The organism is Aquimarina sp. Aq78 (assembly GCF_900299525.1).
Taxonomy (GTDB): domain Bacteria; phylum Bacteroidota; class Bacteroidia; order Flavobacteriales; family Flavobacteriaceae; genus Aquimarina.
This window is the reverse complement of sequence record NZ_OMKA01000024.1, coordinates 303,659-320,159: the sequence shown is the minus strand read 5'-3', so window position 1 is coordinate 320,159 and position 16,501 is coordinate 303,659. Positions and strand designations below refer to the sequence as shown.

The following is a 16,501-nucleotide window of genomic DNA, read 5'->3' as shown; positions in this document are numbered from 1 at the left end:
CTATTTTATTTTTTAAAATCAAATCAGATGCCAATAATATCGCATAAAGGCAGAGCTATGCCCGAATCACCAATTCGAAAACTGGTGCCTTTTGCAGAAAAAGCTACAAAAGAAGGTAAACATATTTACCGTTTAAATATCGGTCAACCAGATATAAAAACACCGATTGAAGCCATGGATGCTGTACGAAATCATAAATTAGATATTCTTGCGTATAGCCACTCTGCCGGATTTGAAAGTTTTAGAAATAAATTAGCTGGTTATTATGCAAAACATGATATTGATGTATCCTCTGATGACATTTTAGTCACTACCGGGGGCAGCGAAGCATTAATTTTTACCATGGGTAGTATTACAGATCCTGGTGATGAAATTATAGTTCCAGAACCTTTTTATGCAAATTATTATAGTTTTTCGACGCAATCTACTATTAAAGTAGTTCCTGTTATTTCTAAAATAGAAACTGGATTCGCCTTGCCATCTATTGCAGAGTTCGAAAAATTAATTACAAAAAAAACCAAAGCTATACTGATTTGTAATCCCGGTAATCCAACGGGTTACCTTTACAGCAAAGAAGAAATAAAGCAATTAGCAGAAATTGCTATCAAATATGACTTATTTTTGATCTCTGATGAAGTGTATCGAGAATTCGTATATGACGATTCTGAGCATTACTCTATATTACAAGAAAAAGGTCTTGACGAACACGCCATTATTGTAGATTCTGTCTCTAAGCGATATAGTATGTGTGGGGCACGTATCGGATGCATGATAAGTAAAAACAAAAGTGTAATGGAAACTGCTATGAAATTTGCACAAGCAAGACTAAGCCCTCCTACCCTTGCACAAATTGCTAGTGAAGCAGCATTAGAAGCTCCAGAATCTTACTATACAGAAACTGTTGCAAAATATAAAGCCAGAAGAGATACTCTGGTAGCTGGTCTTAAAGAAATTCCAGGAGTAAAAGTAGGAATTCCTAAAGGTGCTTTTTACTGTATTGCAGAATTACCAATCGAAGATGCTGATCACTTTGCACAATGGCTTCTGGATGAATTTGACTTAGATAAGCAAACTATTATGGTGGCACCGGCCTCTGGGTTTTATTCAGGCCCTAACAAAGGAAAAAACCAAGTACGAATAGCATATGTTCTAAATAGAAGAGATCTTAAAAAGGCAATTGAAATATTAAAAATAGCTCTTGAAAAATATAATGATCGATGAAACGAACATTAAAAAACTAAGCATATTTTCCTAAAAGGAAATGTTTAAAATTTTTAACGAGAGAGCGTAGTGATTATACATGTTCTCAATTTTATAATTAATTTATCATCAAATAATTCTTGAAATTTAAACGTGTGAAAATTGAATATAATAAATCCCTAAAAAAGTACAACACTTTCGGAATTGATGTCATTGCCGCAGAATTTGCAGCTATTACTTCAGAATCCGAACTTAATACTATACTCTCAAAAAATAATAAAAATCCTCTTTTTATTTTGAGCGGCGGAAGCAATATGCTACTAACAAAAAATCTTGACATGTTAGTATTACATATTGCTATAAAAGGAATTACAGTTACAGAAGAATCTGATAATTACGTATCTGTATCTGTAAATGCAGGAGAAAACTGGCATGATTTTGTACAATACTGTATCAAAAACAACTATGGTGGGTTAGAAAATTTATCTCTAATTCCTGGATATGTTGGTAGTGCTCCAATTCAAAATATTGGTGCTTATGGTGTAGAACTTAAGGATACAATGACGAGTTGCGAAGCGATTCATATTACTACTCGGAAGAAGCATATTTTTTTAAATAAAGATTGCAAATTTGGATATCGTAACTCTGTTTTTAAAAACGATGTAAAAGGTGAATATATAATCACAAAAGTTACCTTTAGATTAACCAAAAAAGAGCATACTCTTAATACAAGCTATGGTGCTATAGAAAATGCTTTGATCGATCAGGGAATCACCAAACCGACAATTAAAGATGTTTCTGAAGCAGTGATTGCGATACGAAAAAGCAAACTCCCAGACCCTTCACAAATCGGAAATAGCGGTAGTTTTTTCAAAAACCCCGTTGTTGATGTTAATCATTTCACCAGACTTCAAAAAACATATCCTAACATTCCTTTTTATAAAATAGATGAAGAGCATATTAAAATTCCGGCAGGATGGTTGATCGAGCAATCTGGTTTTAAAGGAAAGCGCTGGGGTGATGCAGGAGTGCATGAAAAGCAAGCTTTGGTTTTGGTAAACTACAACAATGCCTCCGGAAATGAAATTTTGAATGTATCCAAAAGAATTTTAACCGATATAAAAGAAAAATTCGATATTCTTCTGGAAACTGAAGTTAATATTATATAAAATTAAAACATTAATAAGTATATCTAATCAAAAAAAGCTGATATCAATCAAGAATTAACACATTATTCTTAATTTTTTGTTTAATAGCTTCTTAGCCATACATTCTTTGTATCTTTGTAACCAATTTTGATTTTTATATTATTATGAAGCTTTTATTACTTACAATTGTTTTATTACTATTAGCATTTGGTGGTATCGCAATTAAATTATGGGCGAAAAAAGATGGTAAATTTGCTGGTACATGTGCAAGTCAAAGTCCATTTTTAAATAAGGATGGTGAATCATGTTCTCTTTGTGGAAAAACTCCAGATCAGTACTCAAACTGTAACGAAGAAAAACACGCTGAATAGCTTTTTATCGATTATCTATTTCACTCAAAAACAATGCATTGAAAAAAGAAAATCTTATCCTCTTAGAAGATCATATAAAAAAAGCTAAAGAAGGGAAACAAATATCTTTTAATTATCTTCTTGACACTTTTTGGAATGATGTTTACAATTTTCAGTTGCAAAAAACTCGAGATGAGTATGAAGCTGAAGACATAACTATACAAAGTTTTTCTCGAGCATTTGATAAAATTAACACGTTTAAAGAAGAATATAATTTCAAAACGTGGTTGATTCAGATTTCAAAAAACATCCATATAGACTTATTGCGAAAAAAAAATGCATCAATACAATCCAAAACTACAACACAAGTAGACGATGCTGTATATAAGATCATCGATCATAATCCAACTCCAGAAGATAAACTAATTACCGAGCAAAATTTAGCTCAGCTACTTCTCTACATTAAACAATTAAAACCTAATTACCAAAAAGTAATTAACTTAAGGTATTTTCAGGAATTGAGTTATAAAGAAATTGCTGATCACCTCAACGAACCTATAAACAATGTCAAAGTAAAGTTATTGAGGGCCAGAAAACTACTTTCTGAAATAATTACTAATGCAAAGCACTAATTTCTAAACAAAAAACTATCTCAAGGTAAAAGAAGTAAACCTTTTGATAACGCCATATAATGGATCAATCCATTTGTCGTTGATTTTTTTATCGTATTTCACAAACTTTTGTATCAATCCTTTTGGTGCAGAAATCTCTTTTTCTATAGCAGTGATATTAATATACCTCTGATTATTAAGCAACCATTTTTCTACACGCTTTCGATTGTTTTTTGTTTTTTTAAGACTTACCAATTCTTCGGGCATGATTTTTCTCTTTATCAAAAAAGATAACTGTCAAATTCAAAAAAAATTTTATGTTAACTTAATTTTAACCTGATGTTAAGACTTTGTATAGATATGGTTTTACTGTAAGAAGAAATATCTAGAAATTATAACCCTTATTTCCCTTAACATAACGTAGTTTAATAGCGTACTTCTTTTTTTAAATTTAAGACACCTCTTCTAATGATGTATTAACTTTATTCAAAACTTCATTTTAATCTAAGCTTTCTTTGTATTTTTGCTAAAAATATTGCTTGTATGAATAATAATGTTGCTAGCGTAGCACCTCCTAAAGGAAAACCAAAATGGTTACGTGTTAAACTTCCTACGGGAAAGAAATACACAGAACTTCGGGGATTAGTAGATAAGTATAACCTACACACCATCTGTACTTCTGGGAGTTGTCCTAATATGGGTGAATGCTGGAGTGAAGGGACTGCTACTTTTATGATATTAGGTAATATATGCACACGTTCCTGTGGTTTTTGTGGCGTTAAAACCGGACGACCAGAAACTGTAGATTGGGAAGAACCCGAAAAAGTAGCGCGATCAATAAAATTGATGAATATAAAACATGCTGTTGTTACATCTGTAGATAGAGATGATTTGTTAGATGGCGGGTCAATTATCTGGGCAGAAACTATTCAGGCTATTCGTAGAATGAATCCAGAAACTACATTAGAAACATTAATTCCAGATTTTCAAGGGAAAACAAAAAATATAGATAGGATTATTACAGTAAAACCAGAAGTGGTTTCTCATAATATGGAAACTGTAAAGAGGTTGACTCGAGAAGTTCGCATCCAGGCCAAATATGAACAAAGCTTGCAAGTATTGAAATATCTTAAAGAAAATGGTATTGAACGTACAAAAAGCGGAATCATGCTGGGGCTTGGAGAAAAAGAAGATGAAGTTATACAAACACTAAGTGACCTTAGAACAGTAGGTTTAGACATTGTTACTATAGGACAATACCTACAACCAAGTAAAAAACATCTTCCTGTAAAAGAATTTATAACTCCGGATCAGTTTAAAAAATATGAAGAAATAGGTTTAGAAATGGGATTCAGACATGTAGAAAGTAGTGCCTTGGTAAGATCTTCATATAAAGCTCAAAAGCATTTAACTTAATCCAAAAAAAACAGTAGTAAGGATTTAATGAATACACCTATTAGAATTGCTATCAACGGTTTTGGAAGAATAGGCCGTAACTTGTTTAGATTATTAATCAATCATCCTAACATACAAGTTGTCGCAATAAACGACCTCGCCGACTCAAAAACATTAAGCCACCTTCTTAAATATGATAGCATACATGGTATTTTATCTTTTGAGGTATCTCATACCAAAGATCATATTATAGTACAAGACACATCAATCCCATTACTTAATGAAAAAGATCCAGAACATTGCAACTGGAAAAAATATGATGTAGACATTGTTATCGAATCAACAGGGAAATTTAAAACCAAACCTGATGCAGAAAAACACTTGAAGGCTGGTGCAAAAAGAGTTATTTTATCTGCTCCATCTATAGAAGATAGTATAAAAACTATTGTTATGGGTGTAAATGACCATGTCCTTGATGGGTCAGAAACTATCTTATCTAATGCTTCTTGCACTACAAACAATGCAGCACCTATGATCAAGGTGATCAATGATTTATGCGGCATCGAACAAGCCTACATCACTACTGTACACAGCTACACTACCGATCAAAGTTTACACGATCAACCTCATAGAGATTTAAGACGGGCACGAGCCGCCAGTCAATCTATAGTTCCCACAACAACAGGTGCAGCAAAAGCATTAACAAAAATTTTCCCCGAACTAAGCGATGTAATAGGTGGATGTGGTATAAGGGTTCCTGTTCCTAATGGATCACTCACAGATATTACCTTTAATGTAAAAAGACAAACTTCTATTCAAGAAATCAACAACGAATTTAAAAAAGCTTCCCAAACTAGCTTAAAAGGTATTTTATCATACACAGAAGACCCAATAGTATCTGTTGATATACTTGGCAATCCATACTCTTGCACATTTGATTCTCTAATGACTTCTGTGATAGGAAAAATGGTGAAAATCATAGGTTGGTATGACAATGAAATAGGATATAGTAATAGAATAATTGATTTAATTATTAACATTTGTAAGAAATAACTATCTTAGTTGAGATATTTCAGAGGAAAAATGCCAACCCAAATCAAATACTTTATAGCGCAATTTTTACTTATTTGTTGTTTTTTTAGTTATGCACAGACGTCTGAGCTCTCAGAAAACAATCAAATGAATGACTCTATTGAGAGTTATTTGGAAAATGCTTCGCAATCTATTAATCAAACTAGATTAGAACCCGCGCTTTCTAATATTATCAACGCAAAAGAGCTTGCATTACAACAACAAGACAAAATTTATATAGCAAAAACCAATATGGTACTTGCCAAGCTATACCGGGAATTGGGAGATCTAAAAAAAGCTGAAGAGCAAATTCTTGATGCTATTGCTTTTCAGAATGAAACCAATGATGAATTTATGCTTGTTTCTTCATATACCATATATGGATCAATTGCTACAAAGCTTGAAAAATATAAAACAGCATTAAAATTTCTTGAAGACGCATTTATAATAGCCAAAAAAAAAGATTTCAAAAGTCAGGAAGGGCCTATAAAATTAAATCTTGGACTTTTAGCACTTGCTCAGAAAAAACCCGAATTGGCTATAAAACACTTTAATAGTGGACTTCCTATTATAAATTCATTTGATCAGCATTATTTTAAAGCAAAACTCTACACCAATAAAGCTAGAGCACAACTATCAATAAACCAGCCCGATGAAGCCATGAAAACCAATGATTTGGCTATGCAAATTGGTGAAGATATGGGGTATGCAGAAATACGATCAGAATGTTTCGAATTGTATAGCCAGATTTATGAACGAAAAGAAGATTATCCCGCTTCTCTTGAAAACCTTAGGGCACACGAAAAAATAAAAGACGCTCTATTCAATACCAACAAAGAAATCATAGCTCAAGAAGCAGGTGCAAAATTAAATCTAAACGAAAACAATGTTCTAATAGAAGAATTAACAGAAGAAAACATACAACAACAAAGATCTTTAAAATTAGGACGTCTTACCACAATACTAAGTATTGCTTTAATAACAATATTATCTCTTTTAACTCTTTCTCTTTATAAAAACAACAATCTAAGAGCGAGAGCAAATGAATTATTACAAAATAAAAACACAGAACTTATACTAGCAAAAGAGAATGCAGAAAGAGCTAGTGAAGCCAAAGTTCAATTCCTCTCTACAATAACACACGAGTTAAGAACACCATTATATGCCGTTACAGGGTTAACTCATCTGTTACTTGAAGAAAGTCCCACACCTAACCAAAAAGAACACCTTAATTCTCTCAAATTTTCTGGAGAATATCTCTTGTCATTAATTAATAATATTCTGGATCTCAATAAACTTGAGGCTAACAAAGTAGAATTAGAGAACACATCATTTAATCTAAAAAAACGAATAAATGATGTATTAATAGCTCTAGGTAAATCTGCCAAAGACAGAAACAATAATTTACATTACGAGTTTGACGAGTCTATCCCTGCTAAACTTAAAGGAGATCCACTTAAAGTTTCTCAGGTCTTAATCAATCTTATCGGAAATTCTATAAAATTTACGCAAAATGGGGATATTTGGATACGAGTAAAACCTATTAGTCAAATTGAAAACAAAGTCTCACTTAGTTTTGAAATTGAAGATAATGGAGTAGGAATATCAGAGAAGAAACAACTTAGTATTTTTGAAAACTTTACTCAAGGTTCTGTACAAATTAATAGAAAATTTGGCGGTACTGGTCTAGGGTTATCGATAGTGAAAAATTTGTTATCCTTAATGGATAGTGAAATCAAACTAGAAAGTGAATTAGGCAAGGGATCAAAATTTTTATTTGATCTTAAATTCGAGATTTTTGAAGACAAAAGCACTAATTATACCGAAGAGGCCAAGAAAATTGATTACAGTATAATGATTGATAAACGCATATTGGTGGTAGAAGACAATAAAATCAATCAACTAATTACAAGAAAAATCTTAGAAAAGAATGAGATAAAATGTGATGTTGCCGATAATGGTGATATTGCAGTAAATAAAACAAAAGAAAACGCCTTCGACCTTATTCTTATGGATATTCATATGCCAGGAATCAGTGGAATTGAAGCTACAAAACAAATTAGGAAATTCAATAAAGAAATTCCAATTATAGCATTAACAGCAGTTACTCTGGATGATAATCTAGATGAATTTTATGATAATGGGTTTAATGATATCATACCAAAACCATATAAAACCGAAGAGTTCTTTACAAAACTTCATAAAGCATTGGTAAAAAAACAAGCCACTGCCTAGTTGATTTGGTACAGCTTTTGAGAAAAGCTAACCGAGTTTATAAATACAAACTTTATTTGAGTTAGCCAGAATTAAAAAATAAGACCCTTTAATAGGGTCTTATTTTTTTTCAATAAACTTTAATATTTTATCATCAAAAGAAGTAGCTCCTTCTATAAATCTTATTTCTATTGGCTGATACCATAGTTTCTTTTCAGAAATATCCGGAGCCAACCTCACATAATCTTTTTCTGTAGTAATAATAAATTCTAGGGTATTCAATTTTTTTAATTCAGTGTCAGTAAAATTATGATGATCGGGAAAATTAATATGATCAAATTTCAACCCTAAAGAAGTATAATGATCTAACAAAGGAGTAGGGTTAGCAATACCGGTTACCAAAGTAAAGTGGATATTTTGCAAGGAGTTGATTGGTTTTGTTTCAGAAATATTTACGATATTATTTCCGTAATCAATAGTGGTAAAAAACAAATCCTGATTGGGTTTTATTGCTAATTTATCCGTAATCCTTTTCCTTTCTTCAAAAGACAACGAATTAGGACATTTTGTAACTACAATAATATCAGCCCGATCAGCTCCCTTTTTTGGTTCTCTTAAATTTCCTGTAGGCAAGACAATATCATTACAGTAGAGATCATAATATGCAGTAAGCAAAATATAGAACCCTGCTTTTACCTTACGATGTTGATAAGCATCATCTAGTAAAATTACTTCTGGCTTGGGTGTTAATGATCTTAAATTAGAAATTCCGCTACGTCTATCCGCATCCACCGCCACTACAACATCTGTAAATTTTCTTTTAAACTGAAGCGGCTCATCTCCTACTTGTTTTGCAGTAGAAGAAGTATCAACCTGCTTAAATCCTTTGGTTTCTCTTTTATATCCTCGGCTAAGCGTTGCTAATGATATCTTATCTTTAAGCAAAGTCACTAAATATTCCACCATCGGCGATTTACCTGTTCCTCCTACACTAAGATTTCCTACTGCTATTATCGGAAAGTCATATGTCGTAGATTTTTTAATCCCCAGATCATACAATTTATTCCTCATCCAGGTAGCCAGAAAATAAAAAGGAACAAATGGTAAAAGTATTTTTCGCAGTAAATTCACACGTTTAAAATTTTCAATGTATCACTGCAACAAAAGTATAAAACGAAACTTTGATTATTGATAAAAGTTTTTTTACATTCAATTTTTATTCAAAAACATATTATAATGCAAATAAAAGAGGTTATACAGCATCTTGAAACTTTAGCTCCAATGGCATACGCAGAAGATTTTGATAATGTTGGCTTATTGGTTGGTAGCCCAGAAACTGTGGTAACAGGAATTCTGGTAACTCTGGATACTCTGGAAAACATAGTAGATGAAGCTATAGAAAACAACTGTAATTTGATTATAAGCTTTCATCCAATCGTATTTAAGGGACTCAAAAAGTTTAATGGTAGTAATTATGTAGAGCGAGTAATAATGAAAGCTATTAAAAATGATATTGCCATTTTTGCCATTCATACCGCACTAGACAATTCGATATACGGTGTAAACGATATGATTTGTGAGCAATTAGGGCTTGTGAATCGTAAAATTCTTATTCCGCAAAGCGGAAATATAAAAAAACTAGTCACCTTTGCTCCTATTGCAGAAGCTGAAATACTTCGCAGCAAACTATTTGAAGCAGGAGCAGGAACCATTGGTAATTATGACAATTGTAGTTTTTCTTCTGAAGGAACAGGAACATTTAGAGCCTCAGATACTGCAAAGCCTTCAATTGGTGAAATCGGAAAAACACATCACGAAAAAGAAACTCAAATCCAGGTAACATACCCCAAACATTGTGAAGGTAAAATCCTTAAAACACTTTTTGAGAATCATTCTTATGAAGAAGTCGCCTATGAAATTACTACTCTCGAAAATAAAAATCAAAATATTGGAATGGGCATGATTGGAGAACTACCAAATCCAATAGAAGAGCTTGATTTTTTAAAACATATCAAAAATGTTTTCAAAACAGGATGTGTCCGACACTCGGCATTACTAAACAAACCTATCAAAAAAGTAGCTGTTCTAGGAGGTAGTGGTAGTTTTGCAATTACTAATGCACATCGTGCAGGTGCAGATATTTTTATCACTGCAGATTTAAAATATCATCAATTTTATGAAGCCGAAGATAGAATAATATTGGCCGATATTGGTCATTATGAAAGCGAACAATACACAAAAAACCTAATTGTTAGTTATCTTAGAAAAAAAATCAGTAATTTTGCAATCATTTTATCGGATAAAAATACCAATCCAATTCAATACATATAAAATATGGCAAAGAAAGAAGTTACTGTTGAGCAAAAATTAAGAGCTTTATATGACTTGCAATTAATTGACTCTAGAGTTGATGAGATTAGAAACGTACGCGGAGAATTACCATTAGAAGTTGAAGATCTTGAAGATGAAGTAGCCGGATTAAATAAAAGATTAGAAAAGCTAAACAATGATCTTGAGACTATCGCCGAAGGTATTAGTAGCAAGAAAAATCTAATTGAAGAAGCTAAAGCGCTGATCAAAAAATACGGAGAGCAACAAAAAAACGTTCGTAATAATCGTGAATACAATTCGCTTAGTAAAGAAGTTGAATTTCAGGAATTAGAAATTCAATTAGCAGAAAAGCATATCAAAGAGCACAAAGCTCAGATTATTCAAAAAAACGAGATTATCGATCAGACCAAAGGAAAACTTGGTGAACGTAACTCTCACCTTTCTCATAAAAAAGGAGAACTTGATGCTATTTTAGCTGAAACTGAAAAAGAAGAACAAGCTTTAATTTCTAAATCTGAAGATTACCAAAAAGAAATCGAAGATCGCTTAATCAGTGCTTATAAAAGAATACGTAGCAATGTAAAAAATGGACTTGCTGTTGTACCAATAGAACGTGGTGCTTCTGGAGGATCATTTTTCACTATTCCACCTCAGGTACAGATGGAAATCGCTTCTCGCAAGAAAATCATTACAGATGAACACAGTGGTCGTATTTTAGTAGATCAAGAACTTGCAAAGGAAGAAAAAGAAAAAATGAACGCGCTTTTTGCAAAATTATAGCAAAAAGATAGTTAAATAATATATAGCCTCAGTTTTACTGAGGCTTTTTTGATTGTACAAACAATGAACCACATCCTCATTATAGGCTTTGTTTGGCCAGAACCCAACTCTTCGGCAGCAGGGAGCAGAATGATGCAACTTATAGCACTATTCAAGACTCAAGACTGGAAAATCACCTTTGCCAGTCCCGCCGCAGAAACAGAGCATATGATTAGTTTCGAAAACATAGACGTCCCTAAAGTAACTATAAAACTCAACAACTCCAGTTTTGATGAATTTATCATAGAACAACAACCCAATATAGTGCTGTTTGATCGATTTATGACAGAAGAACAATTTGGATGGAGAGTTACAAAGTATTGCCCCGACGCTTTAAAAATATTAAATACAGAAGACCTACATAGTCTTAGAAAAACACGGCAAGAATCGTTTAAAAGCAATACGATTTTTAATAGCAATAAACTTTTACAAAACGACATTACAAAACGAGAGATCGCAAGCATCTATCGATGCGACCTTTCTCTAATTATTTCAGATTTTGAAATAAAACTTCTTAAAGAAACCTTTAAAATAGACGAGGATCTATTATTCTATTTACCATTTCTATTTAAACCTATTACTACAGAAACAAAAAAAGGGTGGCCTGAGCACAAAAACAGGAAACATTTTGTTACGATAGGAAACTTTCGTCATGAACCTAACTGGAACAGCGTCCTACACCTTAAAGAGACCATCTGGCCATTAATCAGAAAAGAGCTTCCAGAATCAGAATTGCATATTTATGGAGCATACCCCCCTCCAAAGGCAACACAGCTGCACAATCCCAAAGAAGGATTTCACATCAAAGGGTGGGCAAAAAATTCAAAAGAAATAATGTCACAAGCACGTGTTTGCCTTGCTCCATTGCGATTTGGAGCAGGAATTAAAGGAAAACTTGCAGAAGCCATGCTTTGTGGTACACCAAGTATAACAACCTCTATAGGAGCAGAAGGAATGCTTGATGAAGAATCTGACTGGAACGGCTTTGTTGCAGATGATCCCTTAGAATTTGCCAAAGCAGCCGTAAGATTACACAATAACGAAACCCTTTGGCAGCAATCACAACAAAACGGAATAGAGATCACAAATACGCGATTTCAGGAAAAAATCTTCTGCAATCTATTTCTGGATAAGGTTTCCAAGCTTCAAAAAAACCTTAATAAGCATCGTACAAAAAACTTCATAGGCAGTCTACTACAACATCATACACTACGAAGCACAGAATTCATGTCTCGCTGGATAGAAGAAAAAAACAAAGCCTAGCAAACCCAATACCTAAAGACAACAACTTCTTGCCATAAAACACTGTAAATCAACAAATAAACTGAAAAAATAGGGGAAATCCCCCTTTTTTTTAAGCAAAAATATTTCTAATTTTACTTTACCAACAAAATTGATTTAGGAGGAATCAGAAAATCCTTTAACAGAGTACGAACAACTATTACTGGTTTCTGTTACCATAAAGATCCAACCGAAGCTAGTATAAATCTTAAAACCTTATGAAAAAGTTCACACTAACCATCTTGATGAGTTTTGTCTTATTACTATTCTCCTCTTGTGAAAAAGAAGTCAACACTACAATCGAAACTCAGGAAACAATCACTCAAGAAGACATCATCGGAACTAAAAGATCCGAAATACCTGATGACATCAAACTTGATTATCATGAAAAATACGGCACCATACGAGCAGACGAATACCCTATGGAACGCAGAGGTACAGAAATTACCTTAGAAACATTTTTAGAAAAAGCAAATCTCAAAAAAGATGATTTTGCTGATTACAAAATAACCGAAAGACGATTTTCTGGAATTGGACTAGCAGAGCATCGAATAAACAGAGAGGTAATTCAGGTGCATCATGAATATAAAAACGAACCTGTAACTGTTTTTGAAGGAGTTACACATGAAGGTAAAAGGGTAACAATCATCATCATCATCGTCTGCTCTAACGGACTTGTCATTGTAATTATTTTCTGAAATTTCTGAAAAGTAATTGCAACAATAACAAACAAAAAATCAGGAGTGATACCATGATGTATCCCTCCTGATTCTAAATATTATAATAAAAACACTACTACTTAAAGTGCAGCTACGTGTTTTGCTAATTGTGATTTTAAGTTAGCAGCTTTATTCTTATGAATAACATTATTCTTAGCTAACTTATCAAGCATAGAAACAACTGTAGGAAACAAAGTCTCTGCTTCTTTCTTATCAGACTCACGTAATTTTTTTATAGCATTACGTGTCGTTTTATGCTGATATCTGTTTCTAAGACGCTTTGTCTCGTTACTTCTAATTCTCTTTAATGCTGACTTATGATTTGCCATCTCTCTTCTATTAAATTTCTTACTATAAAATTTGTAGCCCGTAGGGGAATCGAACCCCTCTTACCAGGATGAAAACCTGGCGTCCTAGCCGATAGACGAACGGGCCATTTTCCCTTTTCAAGGATTGCAAATTTATAGCTTTCACTTTAAATTTGCAATTAATTTCATTATTGTAGCCCGTAGGGGAATCGAACCCCTCTTACCAGGATGAAAACCTGGCGTCCTAGCCGATAGACGAACGGGCCATGTTGTCTAATTGCGGATGCAAAAATACAACTATTTTTTAATGCTGCAAGTGTTATTTTATTTTTTTCTAAAACCTTAATAAGCCTTAGCAAATAACACTCTGATTTTTGATGGCTTACCACTATATACACAGTCTCCATCTTCTTCTTTTGCATCAAAAGGAATACATCGTATCGTAGCCTTAGTAAGTTCCTTTATCTTTTGTTCTGTTTCTGCAGAACCATCCCAATGTGCCGAGATGAATCCTCCTTTACTCTCTAAAACATCTTTAAATTCATCAAAAGAATTTACTTCTGTAATATGTTCATCTCTATATTGAGCCGCTTTTTGATGCAAACTTTCCTGAATTTCTACAAGTAACGACTCTATAGTTGCAACAACCTCATCTTTAGAAACAAACTGTTTTGTTAATGTATCTCGTCGAGCAAGTTCTACAGTCCCTTTTTCTAAATCCTTAGGCCCAATTGCAATCCTAAGAGGAACCCCTTGTAGTTCATATTGAGCAAATTTAGCTCCAGGTCTGTGTGTATCTCTATTATCAAACTTAACAGAAACTCCTTTAGACCTTAAATCAGCAACCAACCCATTCGCAACTTCAGAAATTTGATTTAATTGCTCTTCTCCTTTATATATAGGAACAATTACTACTTGAATAGGAGCCAAATTAGGTGGTAGCACCAAACCATTATCATCACTATGAGTCATAATTAAAGCTCCCATCAAACGAGTAGAAACTCCCCACGAAGTCGCCCAAACATAATCTAGCTTACCTTCTTTCGAAGTAAATTTTACATCAAAAGCCTTTGCGAAATTCTGCCCAAGAAAGTGTGAAGTACCGGCCTGTAAGGCCTTCCCGTCCTGCATTAGTGCCTCGATACAATACGTATCTTCTGCTCCTGCAAAACGCTCACTCTCTGTTTTTCTTCCTCTTATTACCGGAATAGCCATAAATTGCTCTGCAAAATCTGCATATATATTATTCATCTGCTCTGTTTCAGCAATTGCCTCTTGTCTTGTGGCATGAGCTGTATGCCCTTCTTGCCATAAAAACTCTGCAGTTCGAAGAAACAACCTGGTACGCATTTCCCATCGCACCACATTAGCCCATTGATTAATTAATAGCGGCAAATCTCTATACGATTGTATCCATCCTCTATAGGTATTCCAAATAATAGCTTCAGAAGTTGGACGTACAATCAACTCTTCTTCCAGCTTAGCTTTAGGATCCACTACCAGCTTGGAACTGTCTTCAGGATCAGTTTTTAACCTATAATGAGTAACTACAGCACATTCTTTAGCAAACCCTTCTGCATTTTTTTCTTCTGCTTCAAACAAACTTTTAGGCACAAATAATGGAAAATAAGCATTTTGATGCCCCGTTTCTTTAAATTTTTTATCTAATTCTGCCTGCATTTTTTCCCAAATAGCATAACCATATGGCTTAATCACCATACATCCTCTTACTGCTGAATTCTCGGCCAGATCAGCCTTGACAACCAATTCGTTATACCATTTTGAATAATCTTCACTACGCTTTGTTAAATTCTTGCTCATAAACTTCTATTTGGCACAAATGTTGTGGCTCTGTTAAATATAATTTAGTTAGCGCAAAACTAACTAAATTTGTAATGTTCAACAATAAAATAAGAAGATATGCGACTTAAAAATTATTTTCAGAGAAGTGGAGCTATAGGTTTTTTACTTTTGGCTGCCATCATTATGTTGACGTCTTGTGGTTCTTATGAATACACTCCTTATAGAGATGGTATTTATAGTGACACAGGAAGCCAAAAAAATATTGAGACTCAACCTAATAATACAGATGAAAAATCTAATTATTATTCTAGTTATTTTTCTGAAAAATCTGCACAAATCGATACAGCAATTGAGCAAGATGTAATTTTTACCGACATTGATTCTTATTCTAGCGAAGGTTATGACGTAGCAGATACTACTGCTACTGCATTAAACTATGAAGTTGGACAACCAGCATGGGGCAGCAATCCTACAGAAATCAGCGTTAATCTTTACAATACCGGTTGGAATAACTGGGGCCCTGGATGGGGATGGAATGGATGGTATGGCAATGGATGGGGATGGAACGCCGGATGGGGATGGAATGGCCCTGGATGGGGAATTGGCTGGAACAACCCATACTGGTATGGTGGATACTATTGTCCTCCTTACTATTATGGAGGTTATGCCGGTTACTACAGAGGTTATTATCGCCCTTATTACAACAGATATCCATATTATGGAAGAAGTAGATATGTAGCCTACAACAGAGGTTCAAGAAATGTATATTCTACTAGAAGTCGCAGAGCATACAATTCAAATTACAGTACCAGATCACGAAAAGCATCAAATTATAGCAGAAGTAGACAAGGGTATGCTAACAGAAGAGTTAATGCTGCCAGAAGAACACGATCTTCAACAAATAACTATTATAACAGATCCAGGTCTTCAAATAATACATATTCTCGTTCACGATCATCTTCTGTAGGAAGAAATAATTCCACAAGATACTCTAGCCCTACAACTACGACAAGATCCAGAAGTAATTCTTCAACCAGAAGCAGAGGATATTCTCCTTCATCGAACAATTCTTCTAGAAGTCGAAGTTCTGGATACTCAAGAAGCAGTGCACCTCGTAGTAGTGGATATTCAAGATCAGGAAGCAGTAGCAGATCTAGAAGCAGCGGAAGTCGTGGCGGTAGTAGAAGCAGAAGTCGCGGAAGAAACTAAAAATCTTAATTCTAACCTAAAAAAACAATTGTTAGATAACTT

The 16,501-nt window shown here is 33.7% G+C and carries 16 protein-coding genes and 2 tRNA genes; 12 read left to right on the top strand and 6 right to left on the bottom strand.

What is annotated here, in order from left to right; genetic code table 11:
* Nucleotides 1-27: 27 nt before the first annotated feature.
* The 4 genes from DG435_RS16055 (at nucleotide 28) to DG435_RS16040 (ending at nucleotide 3,330) form a co-directional block, all read left to right on the top strand.
* Nucleotides 28-1,221, top strand: a complete 1,194-nt coding sequence (locus DG435_RS16055; RefSeq protein ID WP_106791732.1) for a pyridoxal phosphate-dependent aminotransferase — start codon at nucleotides 28-30, stop codon at nucleotides 1,219-1,221.
* A 134-nt stretch (nucleotides 1,222-1,355) separates the two neighbouring features.
* Nucleotides 1,356-2,369, top strand: a complete 1,014-nt coding sequence (murB, locus tag DG435_RS16050; protein WP_106791781.1) for a UDP-N-acetylmuramate dehydrogenase — start codon at nucleotides 1,356-1,358, stop codon at nucleotides 2,367-2,369.
* Nucleotides 2,370-2,512: 143 nt separating this feature from the next.
* Complete coding sequence (locus DG435_RS16045) at nucleotides 2,513-2,719, top strand: hypothetical protein (RefSeq protein WP_024770772.1); 207 nt, start codon at nucleotides 2,513-2,515, stop codon at nucleotides 2,717-2,719.
* A gap of 38 nt (nucleotides 2,720-2,757) precedes the next feature.
* Complete coding sequence (locus tag DG435_RS16040; protein WP_234387058.1) at nucleotides 2,758-3,330, top strand: RNA polymerase sigma factor; 573 nt, start codon at nucleotides 2,758-2,760, stop codon at nucleotides 3,328-3,330.
* 15 nt (nucleotides 3,331-3,345) lie between these two features.
* Here DG435_RS16040 and DG435_RS16035 read toward each other — a convergent pair whose 3' ends face one another.
* A complete protein-coding gene (locus tag DG435_RS16035) occupies nucleotides 3,346-3,576 on the bottom strand; it encodes a hypothetical protein (protein ID WP_024770774.1) in 231 nt (76 codons plus the stop codon).
* 276 nt (nucleotides 3,577-3,852) lie between these two features.
* On the opposite strand from DG435_RS16035, the gene lipA reads away from it, so the two are divergent.
* Genes lipA through DG435_RS16020 form a run of 3 tightly spaced genes read left to right on the top strand, consistent with a single transcriptional unit; the run spans nucleotide 3,853 to nucleotide 8,010 of the window.
* Nucleotides 3,853-4,725, top strand: a complete 873-nt coding sequence (gene lipA / locus DG435_RS16030) for a lipoyl synthase (RefSeq protein ID WP_024770775.1) — start codon at nucleotides 3,853-3,855, stop codon at nucleotides 4,723-4,725.
* A 27-nt stretch (nucleotides 4,726-4,752) separates the two neighbouring features.
* A complete protein-coding gene (gene gap / locus DG435_RS16025; protein WP_106791731.1) occupies nucleotides 4,753-5,757 on the top strand; it encodes a type I glyceraldehyde-3-phosphate dehydrogenase in 1,005 nt (334 codons plus the stop codon).
* A 30-nt stretch (nucleotides 5,758-5,787) separates the two neighbouring features.
* Complete coding sequence (locus tag DG435_RS16020) at nucleotides 5,788-8,010, top strand: response regulator (protein WP_159025494.1); 2,223 nt, start codon at nucleotides 5,788-5,790, stop codon at nucleotides 8,008-8,010.
* Nucleotides 8,011-8,109: 99 nt separating this feature from the next.
* Here DG435_RS16020 and lpxK read toward each other — a convergent pair whose 3' ends face one another.
* The gene (gene lpxK, locus DG435_RS16015; protein ID WP_106791729.1) at nucleotides 8,110-9,120 is read right to left on the bottom strand and encodes a tetraacyldisaccharide 4'-kinase; all 1,011 of its coding nucleotides are present in this window, start codon (nucleotides 9,118-9,120) and stop codon (nucleotides 8,110-8,112) included.
* 105 nt (nucleotides 9,121-9,225) lie between these two features.
* Between lpxK and DG435_RS16010 the strand changes: the two genes are divergently transcribed.
* The 4 genes from DG435_RS16010 to DG435_RS15995 all read left to right on the top strand — a co-directional run bounded on the left by DG435_RS16010 (nucleotide 9,226) and on the right by DG435_RS15995 (nucleotide 13,118).
* Nucleotides 9,226-10,320 carry a Nif3-like dinuclear metal center hexameric protein gene (locus DG435_RS16010; protein WP_106791728.1) on the top strand — a complete coding sequence of 365 codons (1,095 nt, stop codon included), beginning with the start codon at nucleotides 9,226-9,228 and terminating at the stop codon, nucleotides 10,318-10,320.
* A gap of 3 nt (nucleotides 10,321-10,323) precedes the next feature.
* The gene (locus DG435_RS16005; protein ID WP_106791727.1) at nucleotides 10,324-11,100 is read left to right on the top strand and encodes a zinc ribbon domain-containing protein; all 777 of its coding nucleotides are present in this window, start codon (nucleotides 10,324-10,326) and stop codon (nucleotides 11,098-11,100) included.
* Between the two features lie 63 nt (nucleotides 11,101-11,163).
* Nucleotides 11,164-12,402, top strand: a complete 1,239-nt coding sequence (locus tag DG435_RS16000) for a glycosyltransferase family 4 protein (protein ID WP_106791726.1) — start codon at nucleotides 11,164-11,166, stop codon at nucleotides 12,400-12,402.
* Between the two features lie 236 nt (nucleotides 12,403-12,638).
* Nucleotides 12,639-13,118, top strand: a complete 480-nt coding sequence (locus DG435_RS15995) for a hypothetical protein (protein WP_159025493.1) — start codon at nucleotides 12,639-12,641, stop codon at nucleotides 13,116-13,118.
* A 101-nt stretch (nucleotides 13,119-13,219) separates the two neighbouring features.
* Here the strand turns inward: DG435_RS15995 and rpsT are convergent, their stop codons facing one another.
* From rpsT to proS, 4 genes are all read right to left on the bottom strand, one after another.
* Nucleotides 13,220-13,468 carry a 30S ribosomal protein S20 gene (gene rpsT / locus DG435_RS15990; RefSeq protein ID WP_024770782.1) on the bottom strand — a complete coding sequence of 83 codons (249 nt, stop codon included), beginning with the start codon at nucleotides 13,466-13,468 and terminating at the stop codon, nucleotides 13,220-13,222.
* 34 nt (nucleotides 13,469-13,502) lie between these two features.
* Nucleotides 13,503-13,574: transfer RNA gene (locus DG435_RS15985), tRNA-Glu, on the bottom strand.
* Between the two features lie 67 nt (nucleotides 13,575-13,641).
* Nucleotides 13,642-13,713, bottom strand: a tRNA-Glu gene (locus DG435_RS15980).
* 76 nt (nucleotides 13,714-13,789) lie between these two features.
* Nucleotides 13,790-15,268, bottom strand: a complete 1,479-nt coding sequence (gene proS, locus DG435_RS15975) for a proline--tRNA ligase (protein WP_106791724.1) — start codon at nucleotides 15,266-15,268, stop codon at nucleotides 13,790-13,792.
* A gap of 99 nt (nucleotides 15,269-15,367) precedes the next feature.
* Here proS and DG435_RS15970 point away from each other — a divergent pair, with 99 nt between their 5' ends.
* Nucleotides 15,368-16,459: a hypothetical protein gene (locus DG435_RS15970; RefSeq protein WP_106791723.1), complete on the top strand. Its 1,092-nt coding sequence runs from the start codon at nucleotides 15,368-15,370 to the stop codon at nucleotides 16,457-16,459.
* Nucleotides 16,460-16,501 lie beyond the last annotated feature (42 nt).

Coding starts and splice junctions, on each gene's coding strand:
- lipA (WP_024770775.1), top strand. CDS start 3,853: ATGAATAATAATGTTGCTAGCGTAGCACCTCCTAAAGGAAAACCAAAA.
- DG435_RS15970 (WP_106791723.1), top strand. CDS start 15,368: ATGCGACTTAAAAATTATTTTCAGAGAAGTGGAGCTATAGGTTTTTTA.
- rpsT (WP_024770782.1), bottom strand. CDS start 13,468: ATGGCAAATCATAAGTCAGCATTAAAGAGAATTAGAAGTAACGAGACA.
- DG435_RS16020 (WP_159025494.1), top strand. CDS start 5,788: ATGCCAACCCAAATCAAATACTTTATAGCGCAATTTTTACTTATTTGT.
- DG435_RS16010 (WP_106791728.1), top strand. CDS start 9,226: ATGCAAATAAAAGAGGTTATACAGCATCTTGAAACTTTAGCTCCAATG.
- DG435_RS16045 (WP_024770772.1), top strand. CDS start 2,513: ATGAAGCTTTTATTACTTACAATTGTTTTATTACTATTAGCATTTGGT.
- gap (WP_106791731.1), top strand. CDS start 4,753: ATGAATACACCTATTAGAATTGCTATCAACGGTTTTGGAAGAATAGGC.
- DG435_RS16000 (WP_106791726.1), top strand. CDS start 11,164: ATGAACCACATCCTCATTATAGGCTTTGTTTGGCCAGAACCCAACTCT.
- DG435_RS15995 (WP_159025493.1), top strand. CDS start 12,639: ATGAAAAAGTTCACACTAACCATCTTGATGAGTTTTGTCTTATTACTA.
- DG435_RS16005 (WP_106791727.1), top strand. CDS start 10,324: ATGGCAAAGAAAGAAGTTACTGTTGAGCAAAAATTAAGAGCTTTATAT.
- DG435_RS16055 (WP_106791732.1), top strand. CDS start 28: ATGCCAATAATATCGCATAAAGGCAGAGCTATGCCCGAATCACCAATT.
- proS (WP_106791724.1), bottom strand. CDS start 15,268: ATGAGCAAGAATTTAACAAAGCGTAGTGAAGATTATTCAAAATGGTAT.
- DG435_RS16035 (WP_024770774.1), bottom strand. CDS start 3,576: ATGCCCGAAGAATTGGTAAGTCTTAAAAAAACAAAAAACAATCGAAAG.